25 protein-coding genes are annotated in these 25,185 nt (G+C 65.5%); 18 read left to right on the forward strand and 7 right to left on the reverse strand.

Translation table 11 applies throughout. The features are described 5' to 3' along the window. On the reverse strand, positions 1-876 hold the full coding sequence (locus N4G42_RS03915; protein WP_056059365.1) for a branched-chain amino acid ABC transporter permease: 876 nt from the start codon (positions 874-876) through the stop codon (positions 1-3). Positions 877-1,166: 290 nt separating this feature from the next. Between N4G42_RS03915 and N4G42_RS03920 the strand changes: the two genes are divergently transcribed. The 3 genes from N4G42_RS03920 to N4G42_RS03930 all read left to right on the forward strand — a co-directional run bounded on the left by N4G42_RS03920 (position 1,167) and on the right by N4G42_RS03930 (position 3,263). Next, complete coding sequence (locus N4G42_RS03920; protein WP_260666245.1) at positions 1,167-1,964, forward strand: crotonase/enoyl-CoA hydratase family protein; 798 nt, start codon at positions 1,167-1,169, stop codon at positions 1,962-1,964. 105 nt (positions 1,965-2,069) lie between these two features. Next, positions 2,070-2,555: a thioesterase family protein gene (locus N4G42_RS03925; RefSeq protein ID WP_056059361.1), complete on the forward strand. Its 486-nt coding sequence runs from the start codon at positions 2,070-2,072 to the stop codon at positions 2,553-2,555. 150 nt (positions 2,556-2,705) lie between these two features. Next, a complete protein-coding gene (locus N4G42_RS03930) occupies positions 2,706-3,263 on the forward strand; it encodes a polymer-forming cytoskeletal protein (protein WP_056059359.1) in 558 nt (185 codons plus the stop codon). Positions 3,264-3,323: 60 nt separating this feature from the next. Here the strand turns inward: N4G42_RS03930 and N4G42_RS03935 are convergent, their stop codons facing one another. Beyond that, complete coding sequence (locus N4G42_RS03935; RefSeq protein WP_260666247.1) at positions 3,324-3,746, reverse strand: acyl-CoA thioesterase; 423 nt, start codon at positions 3,744-3,746, stop codon at positions 3,324-3,326. A 127-nt stretch (positions 3,747-3,873) separates the two neighbouring features. Here N4G42_RS03935 and N4G42_RS03940 point away from each other — a divergent pair, with 127 nt between their 5' ends. From N4G42_RS03940 to N4G42_RS03950, 3 genes are all read left to right on the forward strand, one after another. Next, positions 3,874-5,730 carry an ABCB family ABC transporter ATP-binding protein/permease gene (locus N4G42_RS03940; RefSeq protein WP_260666248.1) on the forward strand — a complete coding sequence of 619 codons (1,857 nt, stop codon included), beginning with the start codon at positions 3,874-3,876 and terminating at the stop codon, positions 5,728-5,730. A gap of 45 nt (positions 5,731-5,775) precedes the next feature. Continuing rightward, positions 5,776-6,708: a 2-hydroxyacid dehydrogenase gene (locus N4G42_RS03945; RefSeq protein WP_260666249.1), complete on the forward strand. Its 933-nt coding sequence runs from the start codon at positions 5,776-5,778 to the stop codon at positions 6,706-6,708. A gap of 73 nt (positions 6,709-6,781) precedes the next feature. After that, positions 6,782-7,114, forward strand: coding sequence for a nucleotide pyrophosphohydrolase (locus N4G42_RS03950; RefSeq protein WP_108498499.1), 333 nt, complete (start codon positions 6,782-6,784; stop codon positions 7,112-7,114). Positions 7,115-7,291: 177 nt separating this feature from the next. Here N4G42_RS03950 and N4G42_RS03955 read toward each other — a convergent pair whose 3' ends face one another. Genes N4G42_RS03955 through N4G42_RS03965 form a run of 3 tightly spaced genes read right to left on the reverse strand, consistent with a single transcriptional unit; the run spans position 7,292 to position 10,226 of the window. Beyond that, positions 7,292-8,329, reverse strand: coding sequence for a DctP family TRAP transporter solute-binding subunit (locus N4G42_RS03955; RefSeq protein WP_260666250.1), 1,038 nt, complete (start codon positions 8,327-8,329; stop codon positions 7,292-7,294). A gap of 38 nt (positions 8,330-8,367) precedes the next feature. Continuing rightward, positions 8,368-9,666, reverse strand: coding sequence for a TRAP transporter large permease (locus N4G42_RS03960; protein ID WP_056059349.1), 1,299 nt, complete (start codon positions 9,664-9,666; stop codon positions 8,368-8,370). Next, positions 9,663-10,226: a TRAP transporter small permease gene (locus N4G42_RS03965; RefSeq protein WP_056059347.1), complete on the reverse strand. Its 564-nt coding sequence runs from the start codon at positions 10,224-10,226 to the stop codon at positions 9,663-9,665. The genes N4G42_RS03960 and N4G42_RS03965 overlap by 4 nt, the downstream gene beginning before the upstream one ends. A gap of 217 nt (positions 10,227-10,443) precedes the next feature. On the opposite strand from N4G42_RS03965, the gene N4G42_RS03970 reads away from it, so the two are divergent. The 6 genes from N4G42_RS03970 to N4G42_RS03995 all read left to right on the forward strand — a co-directional run bounded on the left by N4G42_RS03970 (position 10,444) and on the right by N4G42_RS03995 (position 15,783). Further along, positions 10,444-11,376: a LysR family transcriptional regulator gene (locus tag N4G42_RS03970; RefSeq protein ID WP_056059345.1), complete on the forward strand. Its 933-nt coding sequence runs from the start codon at positions 10,444-10,446 to the stop codon at positions 11,374-11,376. A gap of 181 nt (positions 11,377-11,557) precedes the next feature. Beyond that, positions 11,558-12,454: an amino acid ABC transporter substrate-binding protein gene (locus tag N4G42_RS03975; RefSeq protein ID WP_260666251.1), complete on the forward strand. Its 897-nt coding sequence runs from the start codon at positions 11,558-11,560 to the stop codon at positions 12,452-12,454. Between the two features lie 117 nt (positions 12,455-12,571). Beyond that, positions 12,572-13,471, forward strand: coding sequence for an amino acid ABC transporter substrate-binding protein (locus tag N4G42_RS03980; RefSeq protein ID WP_056059342.1), 900 nt, complete (start codon positions 12,572-12,574; stop codon positions 13,469-13,471). A gap of 108 nt (positions 13,472-13,579) precedes the next feature. After that, entirely contained in the window at positions 13,580-14,338 is a 759-nt protein-coding gene (locus N4G42_RS03985) for an amino acid ABC transporter permease (RefSeq protein ID WP_056059340.1), read from the forward strand. Between the two features lies 1 nt (position 14,339). Next, a complete protein-coding gene (locus N4G42_RS03990) occupies positions 14,340-15,005 on the forward strand; it encodes an amino acid ABC transporter permease (protein ID WP_056059987.1) in 666 nt (221 codons plus the stop codon). Positions 15,006-15,045: 40 nt separating this feature from the next. Beyond that, positions 15,046-15,783, forward strand: coding sequence for an amino acid ABC transporter ATP-binding protein (locus N4G42_RS03995; protein ID WP_056059339.1), 738 nt, complete (start codon positions 15,046-15,048; stop codon positions 15,781-15,783). A gap of 107 nt (positions 15,784-15,890) precedes the next feature. Here N4G42_RS03995 and N4G42_RS04000 read toward each other — a convergent pair whose 3' ends face one another. Continuing rightward, entirely contained in the window at positions 15,891-16,811 is a 921-nt protein-coding gene (locus tag N4G42_RS04000) for a MurR/RpiR family transcriptional regulator (protein ID WP_260666253.1), read from the reverse strand. A gap of 99 nt (positions 16,812-16,910) precedes the next feature. Between N4G42_RS04000 and N4G42_RS04005 the strand changes: the two genes are divergently transcribed. The 6 genes from N4G42_RS04005 to N4G42_RS04030 all read left to right on the forward strand — a co-directional run bounded on the left by N4G42_RS04005 (position 16,911) and on the right by N4G42_RS04030 (position 23,923). Continuing rightward, complete coding sequence (locus tag N4G42_RS04005; protein WP_056059337.1) at positions 16,911-18,092, forward strand: M20 family metallopeptidase; 1,182 nt, start codon at positions 16,911-16,913, stop codon at positions 18,090-18,092. A gap of 43 nt (positions 18,093-18,135) precedes the next feature. After that, positions 18,136-19,125 carry a Bug family tripartite tricarboxylate transporter substrate binding protein gene (locus N4G42_RS04010; RefSeq protein WP_099731250.1) on the forward strand — a complete coding sequence of 330 codons (990 nt, stop codon included), beginning with the start codon at positions 18,136-18,138 and terminating at the stop codon, positions 19,123-19,125. 130 nt (positions 19,126-19,255) lie between these two features. Next, positions 19,256-20,296 (forward strand): dihydroorotase, encoded by a 1,041-nt coding sequence (pyrC, locus tag N4G42_RS04015; protein ID WP_056745863.1) that lies wholly within the window; start codon positions 19,256-19,258, stop codon positions 20,294-20,296. Further along, positions 20,281-21,054, forward strand: a complete 774-nt coding sequence (locus N4G42_RS04020; RefSeq protein WP_260666255.1) for a DUF3025 domain-containing protein — start codon at positions 20,281-20,283, stop codon at positions 21,052-21,054. Before pyrC ends, N4G42_RS04020 begins: the two co-directional genes overlap by 16 nt. Positions 21,055-21,240: 186 nt before the next feature. Beyond that, positions 21,241-22,119: a protease HtpX gene (htpX, locus tag N4G42_RS04025; RefSeq protein ID WP_056745306.1), complete on the forward strand. Its 879-nt coding sequence runs from the start codon at positions 21,241-21,243 to the stop codon at positions 22,117-22,119. Between the two features lie 229 nt (positions 22,120-22,348). Next, a complete protein-coding gene (locus N4G42_RS04030) occupies positions 22,349-23,923 on the forward strand; it encodes a methyl-accepting chemotaxis protein (RefSeq protein ID WP_260666256.1) in 1,575 nt (524 codons plus the stop codon). A 182-nt stretch (positions 23,924-24,105) separates the two neighbouring features. Here the strand turns inward: N4G42_RS04030 and N4G42_RS04035 are convergent, their stop codons facing one another. Beyond that, a complete protein-coding gene (locus N4G42_RS04035; protein ID WP_260666257.1) occupies positions 24,106-25,170 on the reverse strand; it encodes a GlxA family transcriptional regulator in 1,065 nt (354 codons plus the stop codon). Between the last annotated feature and the right edge of the window lie 15 nt (positions 25,171-25,185).

A 25,185-nucleotide genomic window follows, 5' to 3' on the forward strand; every position in this document is an offset into this window, starting at 1 on the left:
TCAGACTTTCTTTCTCAGCTTCTCGCCGAACAGTCCGTTGGGTTTGACCATCAGCATGATCAGCACCACGATGTACGCGGCCGTGTCCTTGAACCCATCGGGCAGATAGAAGCCCGAGAGCGATTCGACGATGCCGATCACCAGTCCGCCGACGATGGCGCCCGGCAGGCTGCCAAATCCGCCCACCACAGCGGCCGGAAATGCCTTGAGGCCGATCAGCCCCATGTTGGCGTGCACGAAGGTAATGGGCGCCAGCAGCAGGCCTGCCACCGCCGCCACAGCGGCGGCCAGGCCCCAGGCCAGGCCATTGAGCCGCTGCACCGGAATGCCCATGTAGTAGGCGGCCAGCTGGTTCTGCGACGACGCCTGCATGGCGATGCCCAGCTTGCTGTAGCGGAACATGGCAAACAGCAGCACGCACAACACGCCCGTGGCGCCGATCACCACCAGCTGCTCGGCGTTGAGCACCAGTGCACCGAGGCGAAACGACAGGTCCTTGTAGGGCACGGGCAGCGTGTGAGTTTCCGTGCCGATGTTGGGGATCATGGTCACCAGCCCACGCAGCACGTAGCCGATGCCGATGGTGAGCATGACAATGGAGAAGGCGGGCTGGCCCAGGATGGGACGGATCACGGCGCGCTCCAGCACCACGCCAAAGCAGCCCATGGCCAGGATGCTGGCGAGCACGGCCACCCAGAAGGGAAAGCCCAGCACCGTCATGAGTGCCAGCCCGCAGAAGGCGCCGAGCATCATGAGTTCGCCCTGGGCGAAGCTCACGGTCTCCGTGGCCTTGTAGATGAGCACGAAGCCCAGCGCGATCAGGCCGTAGATGCACCCCTGGGAGACACCGCTGATCAACAGTTGCACAAATTGCACACTGGCTCTCCAGAATAAGTGATACGCAAAGCGGGTAAGAGCGGGGCGTATGCCTTGTGGGCATGTGCCAGGTGCATCGTTGCTTGCGCAGGTCCTGCAGATTATTTTTACAAAGCGATTGCTTTGCATAAATAATGGTGCACGCGTGCTGTGCATACCGCACTCGGGGCTAACCCTGATGGGGTGGGCGAGCGGGTAGCGGCGGATATTGACGCAGCGCTGCACCCTGCGCAATAGGAGTAACGTCGGGTGGGTGAACAGGTTCTGACACCGGACCACAGGAGAGCTGCATGTCCGTAGAGGTTGAAACGCAAGGCGGTGTCACGCTGGTGACATTGCGCCGGCCTGATGTGCGCAACGCGGTGGATGCCGACACCGCCCGCGCACTGCATGCGGCCTTTCTGGCCTTTGAGCACGATGAAAGCGCCAATGTGGCGGTGTTCCAGGGCGCTGGCGGGCATTTTTGTGCGGGCTGGGATCTGCAGTCGGGCGCGCGTCTGCTGGCCGCCGGCGTCACGCCCGAGGCGCTCGCGGAGACGCTGGACTTCACGGCCGATGCGGTCCACCCACCTGGGCCCATGGGGCCGAGTCGCCTGCATCTGTCCAAGCCGGTGATCGCCGCGATCGAAGGCGCCGCTGTGGCCGGCGGCATGGAGCTGGCACTGTGGTGCGACCTGCGCGTGATGGCGGAGGACGCCTACATGGGCGTGTTCTGCCGTCGTTTTGGCGTGCCGCTGATCGATGGCGGCACCGTGCGCCTGCCGCGCCTTGTCGGGCTGTCGCACGCGCTCGACCTGATCCTGACCGGGCGCAAGGTGGAATCTGCCGAAGCCCTGCGCATGGGGCTATGCAACCGCGTGGTGCCTGCCGGGCAGGCGCTGGAGGCCGCCCTGGCGCTGGCACATCAGTTGGCCGCCTTCCCGCAGGCTACCCTGCGTGCAGACCGCGCCAGCGCGCTGGCCGCGGAGGGCTTGCCTTTGCAGCAGGCCTTGCTGCAGGAGTGGGCGGGTGGCCGCGAATGCCTGGCCGACGCGCTGCGTGGCGCCTCGCGGTTTGCGGCTGGGCAGGGACGCCACGGACAGTTTTAAGTCAAAATGCCTCCAGGTGCTTGTGTATCAAGCGCCAGCAGCTATAAAAACAGGAGTCATCGGACCGGTGGGCGCAGCGCGCTGCAGGTCCGCACACAGCACACCATGAGCAAAACCATTTCCCCCCAGCCACAGGCTTTTGAGCCCGAGTTCATCGCTGGGCTCAAGTCCATCTTTGAAGAAAAGATCGTGTTCAACCAGGTCCTGGGGCTCAAGGTCACCGCCCTGGCGCCTGACGGCGTGGTGGGACGCATCGACATGAAGCCCGACCTGGTGGGGCACTACGCCTACAACCGCATCCACGGTGGCGTGATCAGTGCGGGGCTCGACGCCATGGGCGGCCTGGCCGTGATGGCTGCGATTGGCGCCAAGCACCTGGACGAGCCGCCCGAGCAGCGCCTGCACCGCTTTGCCAAGCTGGGCACCATCGACCTGCGCATCGACTACCTGCGCCCGGGCATTGGCAGCCACTTTGAGCTGCGCGCGCAGGTGTTGCGGCTGGGCTCGCGTGTCGCCACGACACGCATGGAGTTTCTGGGGCCGGACGGGCAGATCATGTCGGCGGGGGCTGCGGCGTACATCGTTTCTTGATCCGGGCGTGCTGCCGTGCGCGGGATGTGTGATCCCGCAAGCCTTGCAAGCGCATGCTACGAGAGAACCGTTTGGTTACCGTTCTTGCGTAACGAAGGCATCTTTCCAGGGACACGAAACCTACGATGACTCTCTTTTCAAGGAGATCTGATGGCCGTGCAAAACCCTTTCTTTGGCAAGCGTGAACCCGAGTCGTTCCAACCCCGCAGCAGCACCACCTCAGGCTCCGTATTGGGCGGCACGGCGGCCAGCAGCGCCGCACCTGCGCAGCCGGTGCCTGCTCCGTCTGCCCCCAAGTCGGCCAGTGCCAGCGACAGCTCGGGCAGCAAGCTCACGGTGGGCCCGAACATCAAGCTCAAGGGCGTGGAGATCACCGACTGCGACACGCTCGTGGTCGAAGGCACGGTCGAGGCCACGATGGATTCGCGCGTGATCCAGATCTCGGAGCACGGCGCCTTCAAGGGCTCGGCTGAGATCGACATTGCCGAGATCCACGGCGAGTTCAACGGCACGCTCACCGTGCGGCAAAAGCTGGTGATCTACAGCACCGGCAAGGTCAACGGCAAGATCCGCTACGGCAAGCTGGTGGTGGAAGAGGGTGGACAGCTTGCGGGAGAGATCGAGGCCGGTTTTTCCGCATCGTCGTCCAGCAGCACACAGCGGGCAGCAGCCCCCTTGAGGGCTGAGCCAGCCGCGCTGGCAGCCTGATCTGCACTCACAACCGCGTCCCGATAGGCGCGGTCAGTCCGTTCGATTCCGTTCGGTGGCTCACTCAGGCGCGTTGTGCTTGGGCACCGGGCGCGGCCTGCCCTGGTGGTCGATGGCTACATAGGTCAGGCGCGCCTCCGTCACTTTCACATACTGCCCCTGGGCAGAAAAACGCTCGGCATACACCTCCACCTCCACGGTGACCGAGGTGTTGCCGACGCGCGTGATGGCCGAGAAGAACGACAGGATGTCGCCCACGCGCACGGGCTGCTTGAAGATGAATTCATTGACCGCCACCGTGGCCATGCGGCCCTGGATGTAGCGCGCGGGCAGCACGGAGCCCGCCAGGTCGACCTGCGCCATCACCCATCCGCCAAAGATGTCGCCATTGCCGTTGGTGTCGGCGGGCATGGGGATGACCTTGAGCACCAGCTCCTTGTCGGTGGGCAATGCGGCGGGTGGTGGGCTGAAAACGGCAGACATGGGCACAATCTCGGTTGGGGCTGAGCCAATCCTTGGGGAAACCGGTGGTTTCACAAGGCCTCGCGCCCTGAAAAAGCCACCTGGGCATCAGCCAGGTCGGTAAAAACAACAACCGGAATTGTCCCCCATGCGCCACCACGGCGAAACCTCCCCCCCTACCGCCGCCAACGCGCCCGGTGCCACCGCCAGTGGCACGGCCGCCAGTCCCGCACCGGTCCAGTCGGACTGGGTCACCCTGCACCGATTGCTGCCCTACCTGTGGCAATACAAATGGCGCGTGATAGCCGCCATCGTCTTCATGGTGGGCGCCAAGTTCGCCAACGTGGGCGTGCCCATCCTGCTCAAGACGCTGGTCGATGCCATGAGCCTGAAGCCGGGCGACCCCGCCGCGCTGCTGGTGGTGCCCGTGGGGCTGCTCGTGGCCTACGGCGCGCTGCGGCTGTCCACTTCGCTGTTCACCGAGCTGCGCGAGCTGGTGTTTGCCAAGGCCACGCAGGGCGCGGCGCGCTCGATTGCACTGCAGACCTTTGAACACCTGCATGCGCTCAGCCTGCGGTTTCACCTGGAGCGGCAGACCGGCGGCATGACCCGCGACATCGAGCGCGGCGTGCGTGGCATCGAGTCGCTGATCTCGTTCACGCTGTTCAACGTGGTCGCCACCCTGGTCGAGGTGGTGCTGGTGCTGTCGGTGCTGGCCATCAAGTTCGACGCCTGGTTTGCGTGGATCACGCTGGCGGCGCTGGCGCTGTACATCCTCTTCACCGTGCTGGTGACCGAGTGGCGCACCCAGTTCCGCCGCGAGGCCAATGAGTTCGACTCGGCCGCGCATTCCAAGGCCGTGGATTCGCTGCTCAACTACGAGACGGTGAAGTACTTCAACAACGAAGGCTTCGAGGCCCGCCGCTATGACGAAAGCCTGGAGCGCCTGCGCCGCGCGCGCCTGAAGAGCCAGACCACGCTGTCGCTGCTCAACACCGGCCAGCAGCTCATCATTGCCGTGGGCCTGGTGGCCATGCTCTGGCGCGCAACGCAGGGCGTGGTCGATGGCCGCATGACGCTGGGCGACCTGGTCATGGTCAATGCCTTCATGATCCAGCTGTACATCCCGCTCAACTTTCTGGGCGTGATCTACCGCGAAATCAAGCAGAGCCTGACCGACCTGGACAAGATGTTCACGCTGATGGACAAGGAGCGCGAGGTGGCCGACGCCCCGGGCGCCCAGCCGCTGGCGGGGCTGGACCAGCCCACCGTGCGTTTCGAGGACGTGGTGTTTGCCTATGACGCCAAGGGCGGGCGCACCATCCTGCAAGGCGTCAGCTTCGAGATCCCGGCGGGCAAGACGGTGGCGGTGGTGGGGCCCTCGGGCTCGGGCAAGAGCACACTCGCACGGCTGCTGTTCCGCTTCTATGACATCCAGCAGGGGCGCATCACCATTGCGGGGCAGGAGATCCGCAGCGTGACGCAGGCCAGCGTGCGCCAGGCGATTGGCATCGTGCCGCAGGACACCGTGCTGTTCAACGACACCGTGGCCTACAACATCGCCTATGGCCGCCCTGGCGCCACGCAGGACGAGATCGAATCCGCCGCCCGCGCCGCGCGCATCCACGACTTCATCGCCAGCACACCCAAGGGCTACGCCACCATGGTCGGCGAGCGGGGGCTCAAGCTTTCGGGCGGTGAAAAGCAGCGCGTGGCGATTGCCCGCACCTTGCTCAAGAACCCGCCCATCCTGATCTTTGACGAGGCCACCAGCGCGCTGGACTCCGCCAACGAGCGCGCCATCCAGGCCGAGCTGCAGGGCGTGGCGCAGAACAAGACCACGCTGGTGATTGCCCACCGCCTGTCCACGGTGGTGGACGCGCACGAGATCCTGGTCATGGACGCGGGCCGCATCATCGAGCGCGGCACGCACGCGCAGCTGCTGGCCCTCGGCGGCCGCTACGCCAGCATGTGGTCGCTCCAGCAAAGCGATGCTGCCGCCTGAGCGGCATCCCTCTCTCTCTTTTATTTGTTTCGCGATTTGTCATCCATGAAGCCCGTCCTTCTTGCCCTCATGTTTTTGTCTGAAGAGCACATCGCGCAGATGGCCCAGACCTTTGAAGTGCTCTACGCCCCCGATGCACCGCAGGCCGCCACCGCCATCGCGCAGCACGGCAGCCGCGTGCGTGTGGTGCTCACCATCGGTACGGTGGGCCTGAGCCCGGCGCAGATCGATGCGCTGCCCGCGCTCACACTCATCTGCGCGCTGGGCGCAGGCTACGAGAACGTGGCGGTGGCCCATGCGAAGGCGCGCGGCATTGTGGTGGCCACCGGTGCAGGCACCAACGACGACTGCGTGGCCGACCACACCTGGGGCCTGCTGATCGCGGCGCAGCGCCGCATCCTGCCGCTGGACAAGGCCACCCGCGCCGGCATCTGGCGCACGGCCTTGCCGCTACCGCCCAACGTGTCGCACAAGCGGCTGGGCATCATCGGCCTGGGGACCATCGGCAAGAAGATTGCCCAGCGCGCGCTGGGCTTCGAGATCGAGGTGGGCTACCACAACCGCAGTGCACGCACCGATGTGCCTTACCGCTACTTTGCTGACGTCACCGCGCTGGCCGAATGGGCGGACTTCCTCGTGGTCGCCACGCCGGGCGGCGCGGGCACCAGGCACCTGGTCAACGCAGACGTGCTGAAGGCGCTCGGCGCGCGGGGCGTGGTGGTCAACATCGCACGCGGCAGCGTGATCGACACCACCGCCCTGGCCGCAGCGCTGCGCGACGGCCGCATTGCCGCCGCAGGGCTGGATGTGTACGAGAGCGAGCCCGCCCCTCCGGCCGAGCTGCTGGACCTGGACAACGTGGTACTCACGCCCCATGTGGCAGGCTGGTCGCCCGAAGCCGTGCAGGCCTCGGTGGATCGGTTCATGGAGAACGCCCGGCGCCATCTGGCAGGTGAGGCGCCGGTCACGCCGGTGTGACCGGTTTGGGGCTGTGCAGGTCGATAGCGCTAGTGGAATATGCGCTGTTAGCTATTGAATCAGGAGCAATGGAATGTCTGTCGATCTGACGGCGCTGCAGACCCGGTTGCGCGCGTTTGCGGCGGAGCGGCAGTGGCAGCCGTTCCACACCCCCAAGAACCTGGCGATGGCGCTGATGGTCGAGGCGGCCGAGCTGGCCGAGATCTTCCAGTGGATGACGCCGGAACAGTCGCTCGCCGTGCGTGAGGACCCAGCGCTGAAGGAGCCCATTGCCGATGAGGTGGCCGACGTGCTGCTGTACCTGCTGCAGCTCGCGGACCATGCGGGCGTGGACCTGGCGGAGGCCGTGGAGCACAAGCTGCGCAAAAACGCGGTCAAGCACCCAGTTCCCGATGGTTTGAAGTGAAAGTGGCCGGTAGCGCTAGTGCAATATGCTTGTGTTGCTATCAAATTAATAGTTTCATGGCGGATGCAGCACCAGGGCCCGTCTTCCGGTCTACCCAGCAAAAAGCCCCGCCATGGCGGGGCTTTGGCATGTACCGGGCGACTGCTCGCACCGGTGACGGATGGGCCCACTCAAGGGTCATTTCTTGCGTGCAGCAATGGCCTTCTCGGCAGAGCCCACGAGGTCGGCGCCGATCTGGCCCTTCCACTTTTCGTACACGGGGCGCGTGGCCTTCACGAACGCGTCGCGCTCGGCGGCGGACAGCTGCGTGACGGTCACGCCGTTGGCGGCGATTTCCTTGAGCAGGGGCTTGTCGGCCTCGACCATGCCCTTGCGGGCGATGGCGATTTCTTCCTTGCCAGCGTCGATGGCGGCCTGCTTCACGATCTCTCGGTCCGCAGGGGTCCACGAAGCCCAGATGTCCTTGTTCACCACGAACACCAGCGGGTCGTTCACGTAGCCCCACATGGTGATGTGCTTCTGCGCCACGGTATGCAGCTTGGCGGCCTGGTACACGGCGATGGGGTTCTCCTGGCCGTCCACCGCGCCGCTGGCAAAGGCGGGCTGTGCGTCGGCCCAGCTCATTTGTGTGGGGTTGGCGCCCAGCGCGGTGAAGGTGTCCAGGAACAGGGGCGAGCCCACCACGCGGATCTTCAGCCCCTTGAGGTCGGCGGGGCTCTTGATGGCCAGCTTGGAGTTGGAGATTTCGCGGTAGCCGTTCTCACCCCAGGCGAGCGGCACGACACCTGCCTTCTCCAGCGTGGTGAAGATCTGCTTGCCCACTTCGCCTTGCGTCACTGCATCCACCGCAGCGTAGTCGGGGAACAGGAAGGGCAGCGAGAAAAGGTTGAGTTGCTTGACCTGGGGCGACCAGTTGATGGTGGAGCCCACGGCCATGTCGATCACGCCCTGGCGCAGGGCGCTGAACTCGCGCGTCTGGTCGCCCTGGATCAGCGACACCCCGGGGTAGAGCTTGATGTTGATGCGGCCCTGGGTGCGCTCGCGCACCTTGTTGGCCCACAGCTCGCCGCCCTTGCCCCAGGGAAAGGCCGTGCCCAGCACCAGCGACATGCGGTACTCGCTCTTGTACGCGGTCTGCGCGATGGCGGCTGGGGCGGTGAACGCCAGGGCGGCGGCAGCGGCCACGGCGGAAGTGAGGAAGGTGCGCAGTTTCATTGTTTCAGTCTCCTGGTTAGAAATTCGTCGGCAAGGGGTCAGTAGCCCAGTTTGGCGGGCAGCCACAGGGCCAGTTGCGGGAAGGCGATCACGGCCACCATCACAAGGAACATGGCGAACAGCATCCAGCCCACCCAGCGCACGGTCGATTCCATGCGCACACCGGCAATGCGGCAAGACACCATCAGGTTCACGGCCAGTGGCGGGGTGAACTGGCCCAGGGCCACCTTGAGCGTGAGGATGACGCCAAACCACACCGGGTCCCATTGGTAGTGCTGCATGATGGGCAAGAGCAGCGGCACAAAGATCAGGAAGATCGAGATGCCGTCAAGGAACATGCCCACCGTGATCAGCAGCACGATGAGCAGCGCCAGCACGCCGTACTCGCCCAGGCCCGAGTTCACGATGGCGTTGGCCACCGGGTCGATCACGCCCAGCGTGGACAGCGAATACGCAAAGATGCCCGCGAGCGACACCACGATGAGGATCACCGCCGACAGCTCGCCCGATTCGCGCAAGATGGGGAACAGGTCGCGCACAGAAATCGTGCGGTGGATCACCATGCCCACGAACAGGCCATAGAACACCGCGACCACAGCGGCTTCCGTCGGCGTGAACCAGCCTGCGCGCATGCCGCCCAGGATCAGCACCGGTGCGGCCAGGCCCCAGGTGGCCTCGCGCAGGCTCTTCCAGAATGGGGGGCGGGGCATGGTGGCTTCGAGCGCGCCCATCTTGTGCTTGCGCGCCATCCACACGGCGGGCACGATCAGCGCCACGCCCGCCAGGATGCCCGGGATCATGCCGGCCGCAAACAGCGCGGGCACCGAGGCGCCGGGCACCAGCACCGAGTAGATGATGAACGCGACCGAGGGCGGGATCAGGATGTCGGTGGCCGCAGCGGCCCCCACCACGCTGGCCGAGAACGAGGGCGGGTAGCCCGCGCGCGACATGGCCGCGATCATCACCCCGCCCACAGCAGCGGCATTGGCCGGGCCCGAGCCCGAGATGCCGCCCAGGAACATGGCCACCGCAATGGCCACTAGCGGCAGCATGCCCGGGCCACGCCCGACGATGGCCACGGCAAAGTTCACGAGGCGCAGCGCCACGCCCGAGCGGTCGAAGATGGAGCCGACCAGCACGAACATCGGGATGGCCAGCAGCGGGTATTTGCCCAGGCCGGCGTAGAAGTTCTGCGGCACGGCCAGCAGGCCGAACCACTGGCTGTCGGCATTGGCCAGCGCAATGGCGGCGGCACCGGCCAGGCCCAGCGCGGCGCCAATCGGCACGCCCACAAACATCAGGCCCAGAAAGGCCACAAACAGCAGCGTTGCGATCATGGTTGCGCATCCTTGTGCGCCGGGGCGGCATCGCTGACCGCGCCGCGGCTGCGGCGGATGAACAGCCCGATGGCGCGTGCCGTGATGAGCGCAGAGAACACGGGCAGCCAGATTGAATACCACCACTGCGGCACGCCGATGCCGGGGGAGGTTTCGCCAAAGCTGTAGTCGTCCCACACCACGCGCACGCTCAGGACGGCGATGACGCCAAACAGCAGGGCCACAGTGGCCGCGCCCAGCATGGACAGGCGCTTGCTGCGCAGGGCAGAGCCGCCCTCGGCAAAGTACTCGATGCGGATGTGCTGGTCGCGCGCCACGGCGGCCGAGCCTGCGATGAGCGCCAGCGCGATCATCAGGAACACCGAGATTTCTTCGGTCCAGGCGAACGAGGAGTTGGTGAAGTAACGCACCAGCACGTTGGCAAATGTGATGAGTGCGAGGGCCGCCATGACGATGACGGTGAGCCAGTCTTCAAGGCGCAGCGAGCGGGGCTCGGCCTCGGGACTCGCGGCGCCGGGCAGTGCGTCGGTCGCAGGCCCTTGGGGGGAGGAGGAGGACATGGGGCAGGGGAAGGAGGAGAACAAACACGGGAGCATGCGGGTCGCCCTGCCCGGCAGTGTTGTGCACCAGGGGCCTCGACGCGGAGCGCTGTAGGCGCCGCTTTCTATTATGCGATGGGTTGCTATGCATGCACACCATTGGTGCGCCGCGTCAGCACTGTGTAAACCCTCATGCCAGCGGCCAGCACGGTGTAGCCCGCGCGCGGATAATGCACCGATGGAAACCAAGTGGCTTGAAGATTTCGTCAGTCTTGCGGAAACCCGCAGCTTCAGCCGGTCAGCGCAGCTGCGGCATGTGACCCAGCCAGCGTTCTCGCGGCGCATCCAGGCGCTGGAGGCCTGGGCAGGCACCGACCTGGTGGACCGCAGCTCCTACCCCACCCGGCTGACCCCGGCCGGCAAAACCCTGTACGACCAGGCCCTGGAAATGCTCCAGTCGCTGCAGAACACGCGTGCCATGCTGCGCGCGCACACCAGCGCAGGCAAGGACATGATCGAGTTCGCCGTGCCCCACACGCTGGCGTTCACGTTCTTCCCGGCCTGGGTGTCCAGCCTGCACGACAAGTTCGGCCCGTTCAAAAGCCGCCTGATTGCGCTGAATGTGCACGACGCGGTGATGCGCCTGGTCGAAGGCGGGTGCGACTTGCTGATCGCCTACCACCACCCCTCGCAGCCCTTTCAGCTCGATGCCGATCGGTATGAAATGGTCAGCCTGGGTCAGGAAGTGTTGTCGCCCTACAGCAAGGCCGACGCCGAGGGCCAGCCCGTGCACCGCCTGCCCGGCCGCGCGGGGCAGCCGCTGCCCTACCTGGGCTATGCGCCCGGCGCCTACCTGGGGCGGGTGACCGAACTCATCCTCAAACAATCGCAGACGCCCATTCACCTGGAGCGTGTGTACGAGACCGATATGGCCGAAGGTCTCAAGGCCATGGCGCTGGAAGGGCATGGCGTGGCCTTCTTGCCCCACAGCGCCGTGAAGAAGGAGCTGCGCTCGCGCCGCCTGGTCAGCGCCGCGCCCCCCGATACCGAAGGCCTGCAGATGACCATGGATGTGCGTGCCTACCGCGAAAAGCCCAATGGCAAGGACACCCCTAAAGGCACGGCGCAGGCGCTGTGGACCTACCTGCAGGCCCAAGCGGCCTCATGCTAAGGGTAAATACGGACATAAACACTTTGCATAGTTGTGCGCGCAAACGGCATTGGAATTTCACCGTAACGACACGTACAGTCTGCGCCATCGCCGGATCGGTGGATAGCAGCGTGTGCCTTGGCAGGGCCCCACGGTGGCACGAAGATTGCAAACCCGGTTCATTCCTTCACAGAGGCATCGTATGAAAGTTCAGCATTGGGGATTGGCCTGGGGCCTCGCAGCACTGTGCTGTGCGGTCGGTGCGTCTGCGCAGGCCAGCGTGCTGGAGCGCGTGGCTGGCGGTGGCAAGCTGGTCATTGCCTACCGTGAATCCTCGGTGCCTTTCTCGTACATCGACAGCCAGTCGGGCAAGCCTGTGGGCTATGCGCTGGACCTGTGCCTGCGCATGGCCGAGCTGGTGCGCAAGAAGACCGGCAAGAAGGACATGGAGATCGAGCTGGTGCCTGTCACGCCGGCCAACCGCATCGCCATGATCGAGCAGGGCAAGGCCGACATGGAGTGTGGCTCCACCACCAACAACGCCGAGCGGCGCCAGAAGGTGGCCTTCACCATCCCCCACTTCATCACCGGCGCGCGGCTGCTGGTCAAGTCCTCCAGCGCCGTCGACAGGGTGGAGGATCTCAACGGCAAGAAGCTGGTGTCCACCAAGGGCACGACGCCCCTGAAGGCGGCCGACCAGGCCAACCGAGAGCGCCTGATGGGCATCACCATCGTCGAGGCACCCGACCATGCCAAGGCGGTCGAGATGGTCGAGAAGGGTGAGGCCGATGCATTTGTGATGGACGACGTGCTGCTGTACGGCCTGGCGGCCGGGCGGCCCGACCCCAAGGCGCTCAAGGTGGTGGGCCGCTTCATGACCACCGAGCCACTGGCCATCATGCTGCCCAAGAACGACCCTGAGTTCAAAAAGCTGGTGGATGAGGAAATGCGCCGCCTGATTACCAGCCGCGAGATTTACCCGATTTACGACAAGTGGTTCAACAAGGCCATTCCGCCCAACAACACCGTGCTGAGCCTGCCGGTCAGTTACTTGTTGCGCGACTTCTGGAAATACCCTACCGACCAGGTCCCGTTCTGACTAATATCCCTGGTTGCGTGCTACCCCTTTTTGGAGTGCGGTCCTGACCGGTTACCCCCGGCTGGCCCCTGTCTCTAAAATCCCCCCCTTTTTCGTTTTCAACACAAGGAGATCCCTATGAAGAAACATTTGCTCGCGGTTGCCGTGACCGCCTTGGCTGCAGGCAGCGTATTTGCCCAGGCCAATGACACTCTGGCCAAGATCAAGGCCTCCGGCAGCGTGACGCTGGGCGTGCGCGAGTCTTCGGGTCTTTCGTACACGCTGGGCAACGGCAAGTACGTGGGTTTCCACACCGAAATGGGCGAGATCGTTCTGCACGATATCCAGAAGCAACTGGGCTTGCCCAAGCTGGATATCAAGTACCAGCCCGTGACCTCGCAAAACCGTATTCCGCTGGTGACCAACGGCACCGTGGATCTGGAGTGCGGCTCCACCACCAACAACGCTGCCCGCCAAAAGGACGTGGCGTTTGCCGTGACCACCTATGTGGAAGAAGTGCGCACCGTGGTGAAGGCCAACTCGGGCATCACCTCGATCAAGGACCTGAACGGCAAGACCGTGGCCACCACCACCGGCACGACCTCCGTGCAGACCCTGCGCAAGCACGAACGTGCTGGCGGCATCGACTTCAAGGAAGTGTTTGGCAAGGACCACGCCGACAGCTTCCTGATGCTGGAAACCGGCCGTGCTGACGCATTCGTGATGGACGGCTCCATCCTGGCTGCCAACGTCTCCAAGTCCAAGAACCCTGCCGATTACAAGATCGTGGGCGAAGTGCTGTCGGTGGAACCCATCGCCTGCATGCTGCGCAAGGACGACCCCGCGTTCAAGAAGGCTGTGGACGACTCCATCAAGCGCCAGATCGCCGACGGCTCGCTGGCCAAGCTGTACGACAAGTGGTTCATGCAACCTGTGCCACCGACCAACACCAAGATCGGTCTGCCGATGTCCGACGCTACCAAGGCAGCTTGGGCATCGCCTAACGACAAGCCCATGGAAGACTACGCCAAGAAGTAAGCTCTGCAACGCTTGTGCCCCTTCGGCCAGCTGGTTTGAAGGGGCTTTTTTGTTGGGTCGGCCCAGTGGGCCCCCCAGCGCAAAACCAAAAATTAAAGGGGTGCTCCTATGAGTTGGGATTGGCAGGTGTTCTGCCAGGACACCATGGACCGGGATGTGGTGCAGGGCTGCTTTGGCAAAGGCGGCGAGATCACCTACCTGGACTGGATGCTGTCGGCCTGGGGCTGGACGGTGTCCGTTTCGCTGCTGGCCTTGCTGCTGGCGCTTGTGTTGGGTTCATTCATCGGTACGCTGCGCACCTTGCAGGATCGCCCGATGATCGTTCGGCTGGGCAATGCCTGGGTCGAGCTGTTTCGCAATATTCCGCTGCTGGTGCAGATTTTCCTGTGGTACCACGTGCTGCCCAGCCTGTTCCCGGTGCTACGGGGCGTGCCCGGTTTTGCGCTGGTGGTGCTGGCGCTGGGCTTTTTCACCTCGGCACGTATCGCCGAGCAGGTGCGCTCGGGCATCCAGGCCCTGCCACGCGGCCAGCGGTACGCCGGCATGGCCATGGGTTTCACCACCTTCCAGACCTACCGCTATGTGCTGCTGCCCATGGCGTTTCGCATCATCATTCCGCCGCTGACCAGCGAGACGATGAACATCTTCAAGAACTCGTCCGTGGCGTTTGCTGTGTCGGTGGCCGAACTCACCATGTTCGCCATGCAGGCGCAGGAAGAAACCTCGCGCGGCATCGAGGTCTATCTGGCGGTGACCACGCTGTACATCATCTCGGCGTTTGCGATCAACCGCATCATGGCCTTCATTGAAAAGCGCGCACGCATCCCTGGCATGGTCGTGAGTGGCGCGGCCGGAGGGGGGCATTGATATGAATCTCGATTTCTCCTTCTACAACTGGGACCTGATCTCCAACTTCGTGCTCAAGGGGCTGTACTTCAGCCTGATACTCACGCTGGTGGCCACCATCGGGGGCGTGCTGTTTGGCACCGTGCTGGCACTTATGCGCCTGTCGGGCAAGAAGTGGCTGGATGTGCCCGCCACCATCTACGTCAACGGCATGCGCTCCATTCCGCTGGTGATGGTGATCCTGTGGTTCTTCCTGCTGGTGCCCGCCATCATCGGCCGCCCCATTGGCGCCGAAGTGTCGGCAGTCATCACCTTCATTGCCTTTGAGGCAGCGTACTTCAGCGAAATCATGCGCGCTGGCATCCAGTCCATCCCACGCGGCCAGGTGTACGCCGGCCAGGCATTGGGCATGACCTACGGCCAGAACATGAAGCTGGTGGTGCTGCCCCAGGCGTTCCGCAACATGCTGCCCGTGCTGCTCACCCAGACCATCATCCTGTTCCAGGACACGTCGCTGGTTTATGCCATTGGCGCCTACGACATGCTCAAGGGCTTTGAAGTGGCGGGCAAGAACTTTGGTCGTCCGATCGAGGCGTACCTGGCCGCTGCGGTTCTGTACTTCATCATGTGCTATGCGCTGTCCTGGGCGGTCAAGCGCCTGCACCAGAAGATCGCGATCATCCGCTGATCGAGGCTGGTGCAAAAGAGATTGGATTGAGGAAAAAGAAATGATCGAACTCAAAAACGTATCCAAGTGGTATGGCCCGGTGCAGGTGCTCAACGAGTGCTCGGCCACCATCAACAAGGGTGAAGTGGTCGTGGTCTGCGGGCCCTCGGGCTCTGGCAAGTCCACACTCATCAAGACCATCAACGCGCTCGAACCCTTCCAGAAGGGCGAGATCACGGTCGATGGCGTGAAGCTGCATGACCCCAGCACCAACCTGCCCAAGCTGCGCAGCCGCGTGGGCATGGTGTTCCAGCACTTCGAGCTGTTCCCCCACCTGTCGGTGACGGACAACCTGACCATTGCGCAGATCAAGGTGCTGGGCCGCAGCGCGGACGACGCCAAGAAGCGCGGCCTCAAGATGCTGGAGCGCGTGGGCCTGATCGCCCACAAGGACAAGTTCCCCGGCCAGCTCTCGGGCGGTCAGCAACAGCGCGTGGCCATTGCGCGCGCGCTGAGCATGGACCCCATCGTGATGCTGTTCGACGAACCCACATCCGCGCTCGACCCCGAAATGGTCGGTGAAGTGCTGGACGTGATGGTGGGCCTGGCCAACGAAGGCATGACCATGATGTGCGTGACCCACGAAATGGGCTTTGCCCGCAAGGTGAGCAACCGCGTGATCTTCATGGACGTGGGCGGCAAGATCCTGGAAGACTGCTCCAAGGACGACTTCTTCAACAACCCCGACGCACGCCAGCCGCGTACCAAGGACTTCCTCAACAAGATCCTGCAGCACTGAACGGTGCCTGCACTCCCGTGCCGCAAGGGTTGGGGGCTACAAAAAAGCGCTCTCCGGAGCGCTTTTTTCATGGGGCCACCCAGGGCTGAACGTCTGCCGCGCACAGGCTAGCGCTTGCTCCGCCGACTGGCTGGCGAGGGGCTTTCCACGATGAGTTGCGACTCGAAATCCGTCCACAGATCGTCGCGCCGCTTCAGTGCCTCGGACACCGCCTTGTGCCGCAGCTGGGCCACGGCCGACACCAGCGCATTGCACAGGAAGAACGCGGCGGTGTAAGAGTCGAACGGCGACGCATTGGATGTGCGCACCTGCAGCCGGTGGTGGGACAGCGCGGCCAAGGGCGCAGCGGCGCTGTCGGTGATGGCCAGCACCTGGGCCCCGGCGTCGCGAAAGCGCTGCGCCACTTTCACCGGCCCGCTGGCGTAGCGGCGGATGCTGAAGACCAGCAAGGCATCTTCGGGCTGGATCCACAGCAGCTGGTCGGTGGCGTCCACCGCGCCAGCCCCCAGTTCGTGCACGCCCGGGCGGCACATGTTCAGGTGCAGCGCCAGCCAGGCGGCCACCGGGGCGCTGTTGATCTGCGCCAGCACAAAGATGCGTCCCTTGCCCTGTGCGATACGTGCCACCATGGCCTCGAAGGCCGCCATGTCCAGTCCGTCGCGCGTGGTGGTGAGGTTGTGCTGGTCGTGCAGCAGCGCGTCGTCCACGCACTGCTGCAGGCTGCGCCGGGTGCCGATGGTGACCGGCGCGCGCTGCCCCGCCGTTTGCAGCAGGGCGGTGACCTCGGCCCGCGCCTCGCGCTGGGCCTCGGCATAGCTGCCGTAGCCCAGCTTGGCAAACAGCCGCACCACGGTCGATGCACTGGTGCCAGTGCGCGCAGCGAGGGCGGTGGCGGACTCCAGCAGGGCGTGGGGGTAGTCGCGCCCCAGGGCCTCGGCCAGCGCCCGTTCGCTGGCGGTCAGGTCGGCGTCCTGGCGGGCCAGCCGCTCGGTCAGCAAGGCGCTGGATTCGTGCAATGATGATTTCATAAAATTCTCATTCGTGCAAAATACGTTGCAGAACCCCGGGTCGCGTGCAACACTGCGGCCCAAATTTTGCCCCTACCTGGGGCTTGCCCAAGGACAACGATGCTCAATACCCTGAACGAAGGTCTGCTGCCGGTGCGTGCGCAGGTCCTGGACTGGCTGGCCAGACAGCAGCAGTCCATGCAAGACCTGTTGCAAAAAGTGGTCAATATCGAGAGCGGCAGCCGCAATGAGGCGGGCGTGACAGCCGTGGCCCATGCCCTGGCCGAGCGCCTGCAGGCGGCCGGTGTGCCGGTGCAGTTTGAGCCCGTGCCCGGTTATGGCGTGCTGCTGCATGCGCAGGTCAACCCGGCAGAGGGCGCTGCAGCCGGTGGCGCGCCCATCATCCTCATGGGGCACATGGACACGGTGTTTCCCGATGGCACCGTGGCCAAGCGCCCTTACCGCGAAGAAGCGGGGCGCGCCTACGGCCCAGGCGTGGCCGACATGAAGTCCGGCCTGGTGCTCAACGTGTTTGTGGCCGAGGCCTTTGCGCGCTGCGGCGGCCTGCAGGCGCCGCTGCACCTGTTCTTCTCGTGCGATGAAGAGATCGGTTCGCCCGCCACGCGTGACCTCATCATGGCCCGCGTGCGGGGGGCGCGTGTGGTGTTCAACGCCGAGCCGGGCCGCGTCAGCGGCAACGTGGTCACCAGCCGCAAGGGCTCGATGGTGGTGGAGTTCGAGGTGCAGGGCGTGGCCGCGCATGCAGGCATCAACCATGCCGCTGGCGCCAGCGCCATCGAAGCCCTGGCCCGCAAGACCCTGGCGCTGCATGCGCTGACCGACCCGGCCACGGGCGTCACCTGTAATGTGGGCGTGGTGCAAGGGGGTATCGTGCCCAACATGGTGGCCCCACACGCCCGCGCTGAGGTGGACCTGCGCTTTACCGCCGACACCAACCCCGACGAACTGCTGGAGCGCGTGCGTGCCATCGTCGAAGAAGAGTCCGTGCCCCGCACTCAGGGCCGCATCACCACCACGCGCCGCACCCTGCCCATGAAGCCCACCCCGGACGACCTGCTGGCGCTGTACCAGCAAGGCGCGCGGTCGCTGGGCTTTGAGGTGCAAGGCGAGTTCACCGGCGGCGCGGCCGACAGCGGCCTGACCGCATCAGTGGGCGTGCCTACGCTGTGCGCCACGGGCCCGGTGGGCGGCCACGCACACACCGAACGCGAGTACTGCGAGCTGTCCACCTTTGTGCCACGCGCGCAGGCCGTGGCGCTGGCCGTGCTGGCACACCCCTGATTTTTTGTACCTTCCCGCCCCTTTTTTGAGTTCTTTGATCGTCATGCACACCACACCTTCCCGCCGCCACCTTCTGACCACCGGACTGGGCCTTGCCGGCCTCGCCGCGCTGCCCGCCATGGCGCAAGACAAGTTCCCTTCGCGCCCGATCACGCTGGTGGTGCCCTTCCCGCCGGGTGGGTCGGTGGACATCATGGCGCGCCAGTATTCCGAGCCGCTGTCGCGCGTGCTGGGCGTGCCCATCGTGGTGGAAAACCGCGCCGGCGCGGGTGGCTCGGTGGGCGCGCAGTATGTGGCGCGCTCCAAAGCCGATGGCTACACCCTGGTCGTGTCATCGCAAAGCAGCCACCTGGCCAACCCGCTGACCCAGCCCAAGATCGGCTACGACCCGGTCAAGGATTTTGAGAACATCGCCATCCTGGGCCGCCAGCCCAACGCGCTGGTGGTGCACAGCAGCCTGCCGTTCAAGACCTTCAAGGAGTTCATCGACTACGCCAAGAAGAACCCGGGCAAGCTCAACTACGGCAGCGGCGGCGTGGGCAGCATGGGCCAGCTCAATGTGGAAATGCTCAAGGTGTCCACGGGCGTGTTCACCACGCACATTCCCTACCGTGGGGGCACGCCGCTGATCACGGGCGTGCTGGGCAACGAGGTGCAGTTCATCCTCGACAACCTGGTCATCATGCTGCCCCACATCCAGGCGGGCAAGGTGCGCGCTCTGGCCGTGGCGGCCGACCAGCGCCTGCCGCAACTGCCCGATGTGCCCACCATGGCCGAGGTGGGCCACCCCGAGCTCAACCTCACTTCCTGGACAGGCCTGGCCGCGCCTGCGGGCACACCCGATGCGGTGGTGCAGACGCTGTACAAGGCCGTGCGCCAAGTGGCCACATCGCCCGCCATGGTGGCCAACCTCAAGGACCGTGGCGTGATCGTGCCGGAAGAGATGTCGCCCGCCGCGTTCGAAAAAATGATGGCGGACCGGATGGTGAAGTTCGGCGCGGTCGTCAAACGCGCAGGGATCACCGCCGAATAAACCGGCAGATCTGTCCCTGGCGCTACCGTGATGAGCCGTTTCATGCGGTAGCGCTACGAACATATGCCTCGCTAGCTATGAAAATGAGAGCGTTTGGAGGCGGCATGTCCGCAATGGGACAATGACGCCCATGACTGCAGCCCCCCAAACCCTCACCATCACCCGCCCCGACGACTGGCACCTGCACGTTCGCGACGGCGAGCCCTTGCACACCGTCGTGCCCCATACCGCCGCCCAGTTCGGGCGCGCGATCATCATGCCCAACCTGCGCCCGCCGGTCACCACGGCCGAGCAGGCCCTGGCCTACAAGCAGCGCATCCTGGCCGCCGTGCCCGCAGGCATGAGCTTTGAGCCGCTGATGACGCTGTACCTGACCGACAACCTCCCGCCCGAAGAAATCGTGCGTGCCAAGGCCGCAGGCGTGGTGGCCTGCAAGCTCTACCCCGCAGGCGCCACCACCAACAGCGACGCGGGCGTGACCGACCTGCGCAAGACCTATAAAACGCTGGAAGCCATGCAGAAGGCCGGCATGCTGCTGCTGGTGCACGGCGAAGTGACCAGCAGCGACATCGACCTGTTCGACCGCGAGGCCGTGTTCATCGAGCAGCAGCTCATCCCGCTGCGCCGCGACTTCCCCGAGCTGAAGATCGTCTTCGAGCACATCACCACCAAGGACGCGGCCGACTACGTGGCCAGCGCCGACCGCTTCACCGCCGCCACCATCACCGCGCACCACCTGCTGTACAACCGCAACGCCATCTTCATCGGCGGTGTGCGCCCCCATTACTACTGCCTGCCGGTGCTCAAGCGCGAGACCCATCGCGTGGCCCTGGTGCAGGCCGCCACCAGCGGCAGCAGCAAGTTCTTTTTGGGCACCGACAGTGCACCGCACCCGGCGCACCTCAAGGAGCACGCCACCGGCTGCGCGGGCTGCTACACCGCCCACGCGGCCATCGAGATGTATGCCGAGGCGTTCGACAATGCCGGGGCGCTCGACCAGCTCGAAGGCTTCGCCAGCTTTCATGGCCCGGACTTCTACAGCCTGCCGCGCAACACCACCACCATCACCCTGCGCCGCGAGTCGTGGACACCGCCCGACAGCTTTGCGTTTGGCGAAGCCGAACTCAAGCCCCTGCGCGCCGGTGAAGCCCTGCCGTGGCGGCTGGTGTAAGTCCGCCCTTCGACGCCATCGACTGGAGCGCTCCCTGGCTGGCGCCGTGGCGCGGCCTGGGCCAACCCCTGGCCCAGCAGCTGCTGCAGGATGACCCATCGGTGCACCAGGCATTGCAGACCGCAGCGCCGCAGGGTGCTCCGGTGGTCTTTGTGCCCCAGTCCGCGCTGCCCGAAGGCACCGCCTACGAGCAGTACATCTGGGACACCCGCCGCGTGCCCACGCGCGACAACCTGCACGACTTTTTCAACGGCCTGGTGTGGTTGCGGTTTCCGCACACCAAGCGGCGCCTGAACCAGCTGCAGGCCCAGGCCATCGCCGCCGATGGCGTGCAGGCCGTGCGCGGACCGCTGCGCGATGCACTCACGGTGTTTGATGAAAACGGCGCACTGCTGCAGGCGCCGGATGCCCTGTGGGATGCGCTCCGGGCGCGGGACTGGCAGCGCCTGTTTACCGACTTGCGCCCGCTGTGGGGCCAGGCCCGGCTGGTGCTGTTCGGGCACGCACTGCTCGAAAAGCTGGTTTTTCCGCGAAAACCCATGGTGGCGCACGTATTTCATGTGCCAGCAGCTATTGATTTCATAGCGGAGGTGGATGCGTGGCTGGCAGGGCAGGTGGAGGCCTCGGCATGGTCCAGCAAGCCCTTCACGCCGCTGCCGGTGCTGGGCGTGCCCGGCTGGTGGCCGGCCAATGCAGCGCCGGGCTTCTATGCCGATGCGCAGGTGTTCCGGCCCTTGCGGGCTGCGGCGGTTTCGTAATTCCCGCCAAGGCTTGTGTGATAAGGCCCCGGCCGGGGTTTGCACCTACCATAGCGCGATGAAATCGCGGCCATGGGGGGCTGCCACGGCCTCGCCGCCTGGAGACTGGCGCTTGAAGCGGCGCCCCCGGCCCCCATCTGAGCCAGCAAACACTCGTTGTTGTTTACCCCACGGAGAAACCATTCCATGAAGCGGATCCTTTTGTTTGTGATGACCAACCTGGCCGTCGTTGTCGTGCTGGGGGTGGTGGCCAGCCTGCTGGGCGTGAACCGCTACCTCACGGCCAACGGGCTCAACCTGGGCGCGCTGCTGGGCTTTGCGCTCATCATGGGTTTTGGCGGCGCGATCATCTCGCTGCTCATCAGCAAGCCCATGGCCAAGTGGACCTCGGGTGTGCGCGTGATCGACGGCTCCGGCTCGCCCGACGAGCGCTGGATCGTCGAGACCGTGCGCAAGTTCGCCGACCAGGCCCAGATCGGCATGCCCGAAGTCGGCATCTTTGAAGGCGACCCCAATGCCTTTGCCACGGGCGCGTTCAAGAACTCCGCCCTGGTGGCGGTGTCCACCGGCCTGCTGCAGGGCATGACACGCGATGAGGTCGAGGCCGTGATCGGCCACGAAGTGGCCCACATCGCCAACGGCGACATGGTGACCATGACGCTGATCCAGGGCGTGATGAACACCTTCGTGGTGTTCCTGTCGCGGGTCATCGGCTACGCGGTGGACAGCTTCCTGCGCAAGAACGACGAGAACAGCTCGGGCCCCGGCATCGGCTACTACGTGACCACCATCGTACTCGACATCGTGCTGGGCTTTGTGGCCGCGATGATCGTGGCTTGGTTCAGCCGCCAGCGCGAGTTCCGCGCCGACGCGGGCGCTGCCCAGCTGATGGGCCGCCGCCAGCCCATGATCAACGCGCTGGCCCGCCTGGGTGGCATGCACCCCGGCGAGCTGCCCAAGAGCGTGGCGGCCATGGGCATCGCCGGTGGCATTGGCAAGCTGTTCAGCACCCACCCGCCCATCGAAGAGCGCATTGCTGCGCTGCAAAACGCACAGCAGCAATAACCCGAACCGCCTCAGGCGCGACGCCTGATCGGCCCCGAAGGCCGCCACAGTCTTGCACTGTGGCGGCCTTTTTGTTGGTGCGTTGCGGCTGTTGCTTTGGCGCTCCGGCAGGGTGTGGCCTGTTGTGGGCCGGCTCAAGGACTTGTAACCTTTTGTCGATACATTCCCAACGCCTGCCACCCCCAGCGGCTGTCCCGCGTTGCCCCATTCACCCTCACGAGAGCCTCCCATGTCCATCTCCCACGCACGTGTTGCTGTCCGCCTGGCCCTGGCTTTTGGTGTGGTCTGCCTCGTCATGTCCCTGTCGGCGGCGGTGGGCATCTGGCGGCTGGCCGGGCTGCAGGACATTGCGGACGACCTGGGCGGTGCGTCGTCCGAGCGCGCGCTGCTGGCGCGGGAGCTGCACGCCATCGTGGTGCTCAGCTCCGCCCGCGCCGAAACGCTGCTGGAGATCGACAACAACCCCGACTACGCGGCGCGCATCGACGCCGACCGCAAGACCACGTCAGCCCGCTCGTCCGAAGTGCGCAAGCGCCTGGACGAGCTGGCGGCAGACCCGGAATCCCAGGCCTTGTTCGATGCCATCGACAAGGCGGGCAACGGCTTTCGCACGTTGCGGGACGACCTCGTCAAGCGCCGCAAGGCGGGCGAGGCCTTGCCGCCCGACGCCATTGCCAAGCAGCTGCGTCCTGCGGCAGACGCCTACGCCGCAGCCGTGGACAAGCTGGCCGAATACCAGCGCCAGCGTGTGGCCGAAGCGCGTGCGGCTGCCGCCCGCAGCGAAAGCCAGGGCATCACGCTGCTGGCGGCGGGCTCGTTGGTGGGCTTGCTGCTGAGCCTGGCCTGTGCCTGGCTGCTGTCGCGCTCCATCCTGCAGCCCCTGGCCCATGCGTCCGAGGTGACCGACCGCATTGCCGAAGGCGACCTCACTTCCCCCGTGCCCGCGCCGCAGGCGGGCAACCGCGACGAACTGCAGGCCCTGCTGGCGCGCCTGGGCGGCATGCAGGCACGGCTGGCCGAGCTGGTGGTGGGCATGCGCCAGGCCAGCACCTCGGTGGCCGGTGCCAGCAGCGAGATCGCGGCAGGCAACAGCGACCTGTCGGCCCGCACCGAGCAGACCGCCTCCAACCTCGAAGAGATCGCCGCCAGCATGGAGGAGCTGCTGGCCACCGTGCGCCACAGCGCCGACGCGGCTGCGCAGGCCAGCACCCTGGCCACTGGCGCCAGCAGCGTGGCCCAGCGCGGGCGCGAGGCGGTGGACCGCGTGGTGGGCACTATGGACGGCATTGCGCTGTCGTCGCGCCGCATTGCCGACATCACCAGCGTGATCGACGGCATTGCATTCCAGACCAACATCCTCGCGCTGAATGCGGCCGTGGAGGCAGCCCGTGCCGGTGAGCAGGGCCGTGGCTTTGCGGTGGTGGCCAGCGAAGTGCGCAGCCTGGCGCAGCGTTCCGCCACGGCGGCGAAGGAGATCGGGGGCCTGATCAGCGACAGCGTGCGGCAGGTGGACGAGGGCACCCAGCTGGTCCACGCGGCAGGCGGCACCATGGGCGAGATCGTGAACTCGGTGCAGCAGGTGGCCACCATCATTGGCGAGATCAGCACTGCGGCGCGCGAGCAGACCACGGGCCTGAGCCAGGTGGGTGAGGCGGTTTCGCAGCTCGACCAGATGACGCAGCAGAACGCCGCACTGGTGGAAGAATCCTCCGCCGCCGCGCAAGGCCTGCGGGTGCAGGCGCAACAGCTGGCCGAGCTGGTGGAGGCGTTTCGCCTGCCTTCGGGCAACGCGCTGCCTCGCTAGTGTGCTATCCCGCAAATAACTCCACATGAAGTCGCGTCCTCACCCCCAGGGCTGCGTTGCAAATCCTCGCGATAGCTACGGCTATCACTGCGGTTTGCGCCTTGCCCTGGGCGCGATGCCATCGATTTCATTTCGTGCAGCTATTTGCGGGACAGCACACTAGGCGAGAGTACACCGGGCTTTCACGTCAGATCCACCCGCCAGCGCCTGCGCGGCGCGCGCAGTGCATGGCGCTTGCGGTACTCGGCCGGTGCCATGCCGGTGTAGCGCACAAAGATGCGCCGGAACGCCGCCGGGTCGGCATAGCCGCAGGCCGTGGCAATGCTGGGCACGCTCTCCAGCGTCACCTCCAGCAGCACCTTGGCGCGTGCGCAGCGCAGGCTGTGCAGGTGGTCCAGCGGCGACTGCGACAGCTCCAGCTGAAAGTGCCGCAGCAAAGTGCGCGGGCTCACCGCCGCCGCCTCGGCCAGCCGGGCCAGCGAGTAGGGCTCGTCCAGATGGGTCTCCATCCAGGCCATGGCGCGGGCCAGGGTGCTGTCGCGCGTGGCGGGGATGTGTTGCTGCGCGTTGGCCTGCAGCGCAGCCCGGGCGCGTTCGTGGTCGGGCCGCAGCACGCTGGCGCAGGTCTGGGCCAGCGCGTCGCCCAGTGCGTGGCGCACCAGGGCGATGGCCATTTCTCCCAGGCTGTGGGGCAGCGCACAGCTGAGCCAGGGGCCGTCATCGGTCAGGTCGTGGCCTGCATCGAGGTCGATGTCGGGATAGTCGCGCTCAAACCCGGCCAGGTAGAACCACGGCAGGCCGCAGCGGCGGCCCTGCAGGCGCCCGCTCTGCGCCGCCAGCCAGGCCCCGCTGCCGACCGTGAGCACCTTGTGCCCTGCATCCAGCGCAATGCCGATCTGGCGCGAGAGGGCGCGGTGGCGCGACGCCACGCTGCGGATGGCGGGGATGTCGGCGGCGTGGAAGGAGGGGATGAACCAGGCGAATGCCGGCCCCTCGGCAGGTGCCGCCGGGGGCTGCGTGTAGGCCGCCAGCGGGCCCGGCTGGTGCGCCAGCGGCTGGCCTTGGGCGTCCAGCAGCCGCCAGGCCAGGCGGGGCGAGCCAGCGCCGCCCCGCAAGCCGGCCAGCAGATTGGCGCTGCGCAAGAGGTCGATGAACTGCAGTGCGTTGCCCACCGCCGATTCGGGCAGCAGCGGGATGTCGATGCGAAAAACCGGCGCCGTCGCAGATGGGACAGAAGAACGGGGCATGGCGATATTGGCTCT

Origin of the sequence: Acidovorax sp. K2F (assembly GCF_025246485.1) — a bacterium.
Classification (GTDB): Bacteria; Pseudomonadota; Gammaproteobacteria; order Burkholderiales; family Burkholderiaceae_C; genus Acidovorax; species Acidovorax delafieldii.

Bases quoted from the DNA above. Each gene is read 5' to 3' on its own strand.
- N4G42_RS03920 (WP_260666245.1), top strand. From the start codon at position 1,167: ATGTCCGTAGAGGTTGAAACGCAAGGCGGTGTCACGCTGGTGACATTG.
- N4G42_RS03925 (WP_056059361.1), top strand. From the start codon at position 2,070: ATGAGCAAAACCATTTCCCCCCAGCCACAGGCTTTTGAGCCCGAGTTC.
- N4G42_RS03930 (WP_056059359.1), top strand. From the start codon at position 2,706: ATGGCCGTGCAAAACCCTTTCTTTGGCAAGCGTGAACCCGAGTCGTTC.
- N4G42_RS03935 (WP_260666247.1), bottom strand. From the start codon at position 3,746: ATGTCTGCCGTTTTCAGCCCACCACCCGCCGCATTGCCCACCGACAAG.
- N4G42_RS03940 (WP_260666248.1), top strand. From the start codon at position 3,874: ATGCGCCACCACGGCGAAACCTCCCCCCCTACCGCCGCCAACGCGCCC.
- N4G42_RS03945 (WP_260666249.1), top strand. From the start codon at position 5,776: ATGAAGCCCGTCCTTCTTGCCCTCATGTTTTTGTCTGAAGAGCACATC.
- N4G42_RS03950 (WP_108498499.1), top strand. From the start codon at position 6,782: ATGTCTGTCGATCTGACGGCGCTGCAGACCCGGTTGCGCGCGTTTGCG.
- N4G42_RS03955 (WP_260666250.1), bottom strand. From the start codon at position 8,329: ATGAAACTGCGCACCTTCCTCACTTCCGCCGTGGCCGCTGCCGCCGCC.
- N4G42_RS03960 (WP_056059349.1), bottom strand. From the start codon at position 9,666: ATGATCGCAACGCTGCTGTTTGTGGCCTTTCTGGGCCTGATGTTTGTG.
- N4G42_RS03965 (WP_056059347.1), bottom strand. From the start codon at position 10,226: ATGTCCTCCTCCTCCCCCCAAGGGCCTGCGACCGACGCACTGCCCGGC.
- N4G42_RS03970 (WP_056059345.1), top strand. From the start codon at position 10,444: ATGGAAACCAAGTGGCTTGAAGATTTCGTCAGTCTTGCGGAAACCCGC.
- N4G42_RS03975 (WP_260666251.1), top strand. From the start codon at position 11,558: ATGAAAGTTCAGCATTGGGGATTGGCCTGGGGCCTCGCAGCACTGTGC.
- N4G42_RS03980 (WP_056059342.1), top strand. From the start codon at position 12,572: ATGAAGAAACATTTGCTCGCGGTTGCCGTGACCGCCTTGGCTGCAGGC.
- N4G42_RS03985 (WP_056059340.1), top strand. From the start codon at position 13,580: ATGAGTTGGGATTGGCAGGTGTTCTGCCAGGACACCATGGACCGGGAT.
- N4G42_RS03990 (WP_056059987.1), top strand. From the start codon at position 14,340: ATGAATCTCGATTTCTCCTTCTACAACTGGGACCTGATCTCCAACTTC.
- N4G42_RS03995 (WP_056059339.1), top strand. From the start codon at position 15,046: ATGATCGAACTCAAAAACGTATCCAAGTGGTATGGCCCGGTGCAGGTG.
- N4G42_RS04000 (WP_260666253.1), bottom strand. From the start codon at position 16,811: ATGAAATCATCATTGCACGAATCCAGCGCCTTGCTGACCGAGCGGCTG.
- N4G42_RS04005 (WP_056059337.1), top strand. From the start codon at position 16,911: ATGCTCAATACCCTGAACGAAGGTCTGCTGCCGGTGCGTGCGCAGGTC.
- N4G42_RS04010 (WP_099731250.1), top strand. From the start codon at position 18,136: ATGCACACCACACCTTCCCGCCGCCACCTTCTGACCACCGGACTGGGC.
- pyrC (WP_056745863.1), top strand. From the start codon at position 19,256: ATGACTGCAGCCCCCCAAACCCTCACCATCACCCGCCCCGACGACTGG.
- htpX (WP_056745306.1), top strand. From the start codon at position 21,241: ATGAAGCGGATCCTTTTGTTTGTGATGACCAACCTGGCCGTCGTTGTC.
- N4G42_RS04030 (WP_260666256.1), top strand. From the start codon at position 22,349: ATGTCCATCTCCCACGCACGTGTTGCTGTCCGCCTGGCCCTGGCTTTT.
- N4G42_RS04035 (WP_260666257.1), bottom strand. From the start codon at position 25,170: ATGCCCCGTTCTTCTGTCCCATCTGCGACGGCGCCGGTTTTTCGCATC.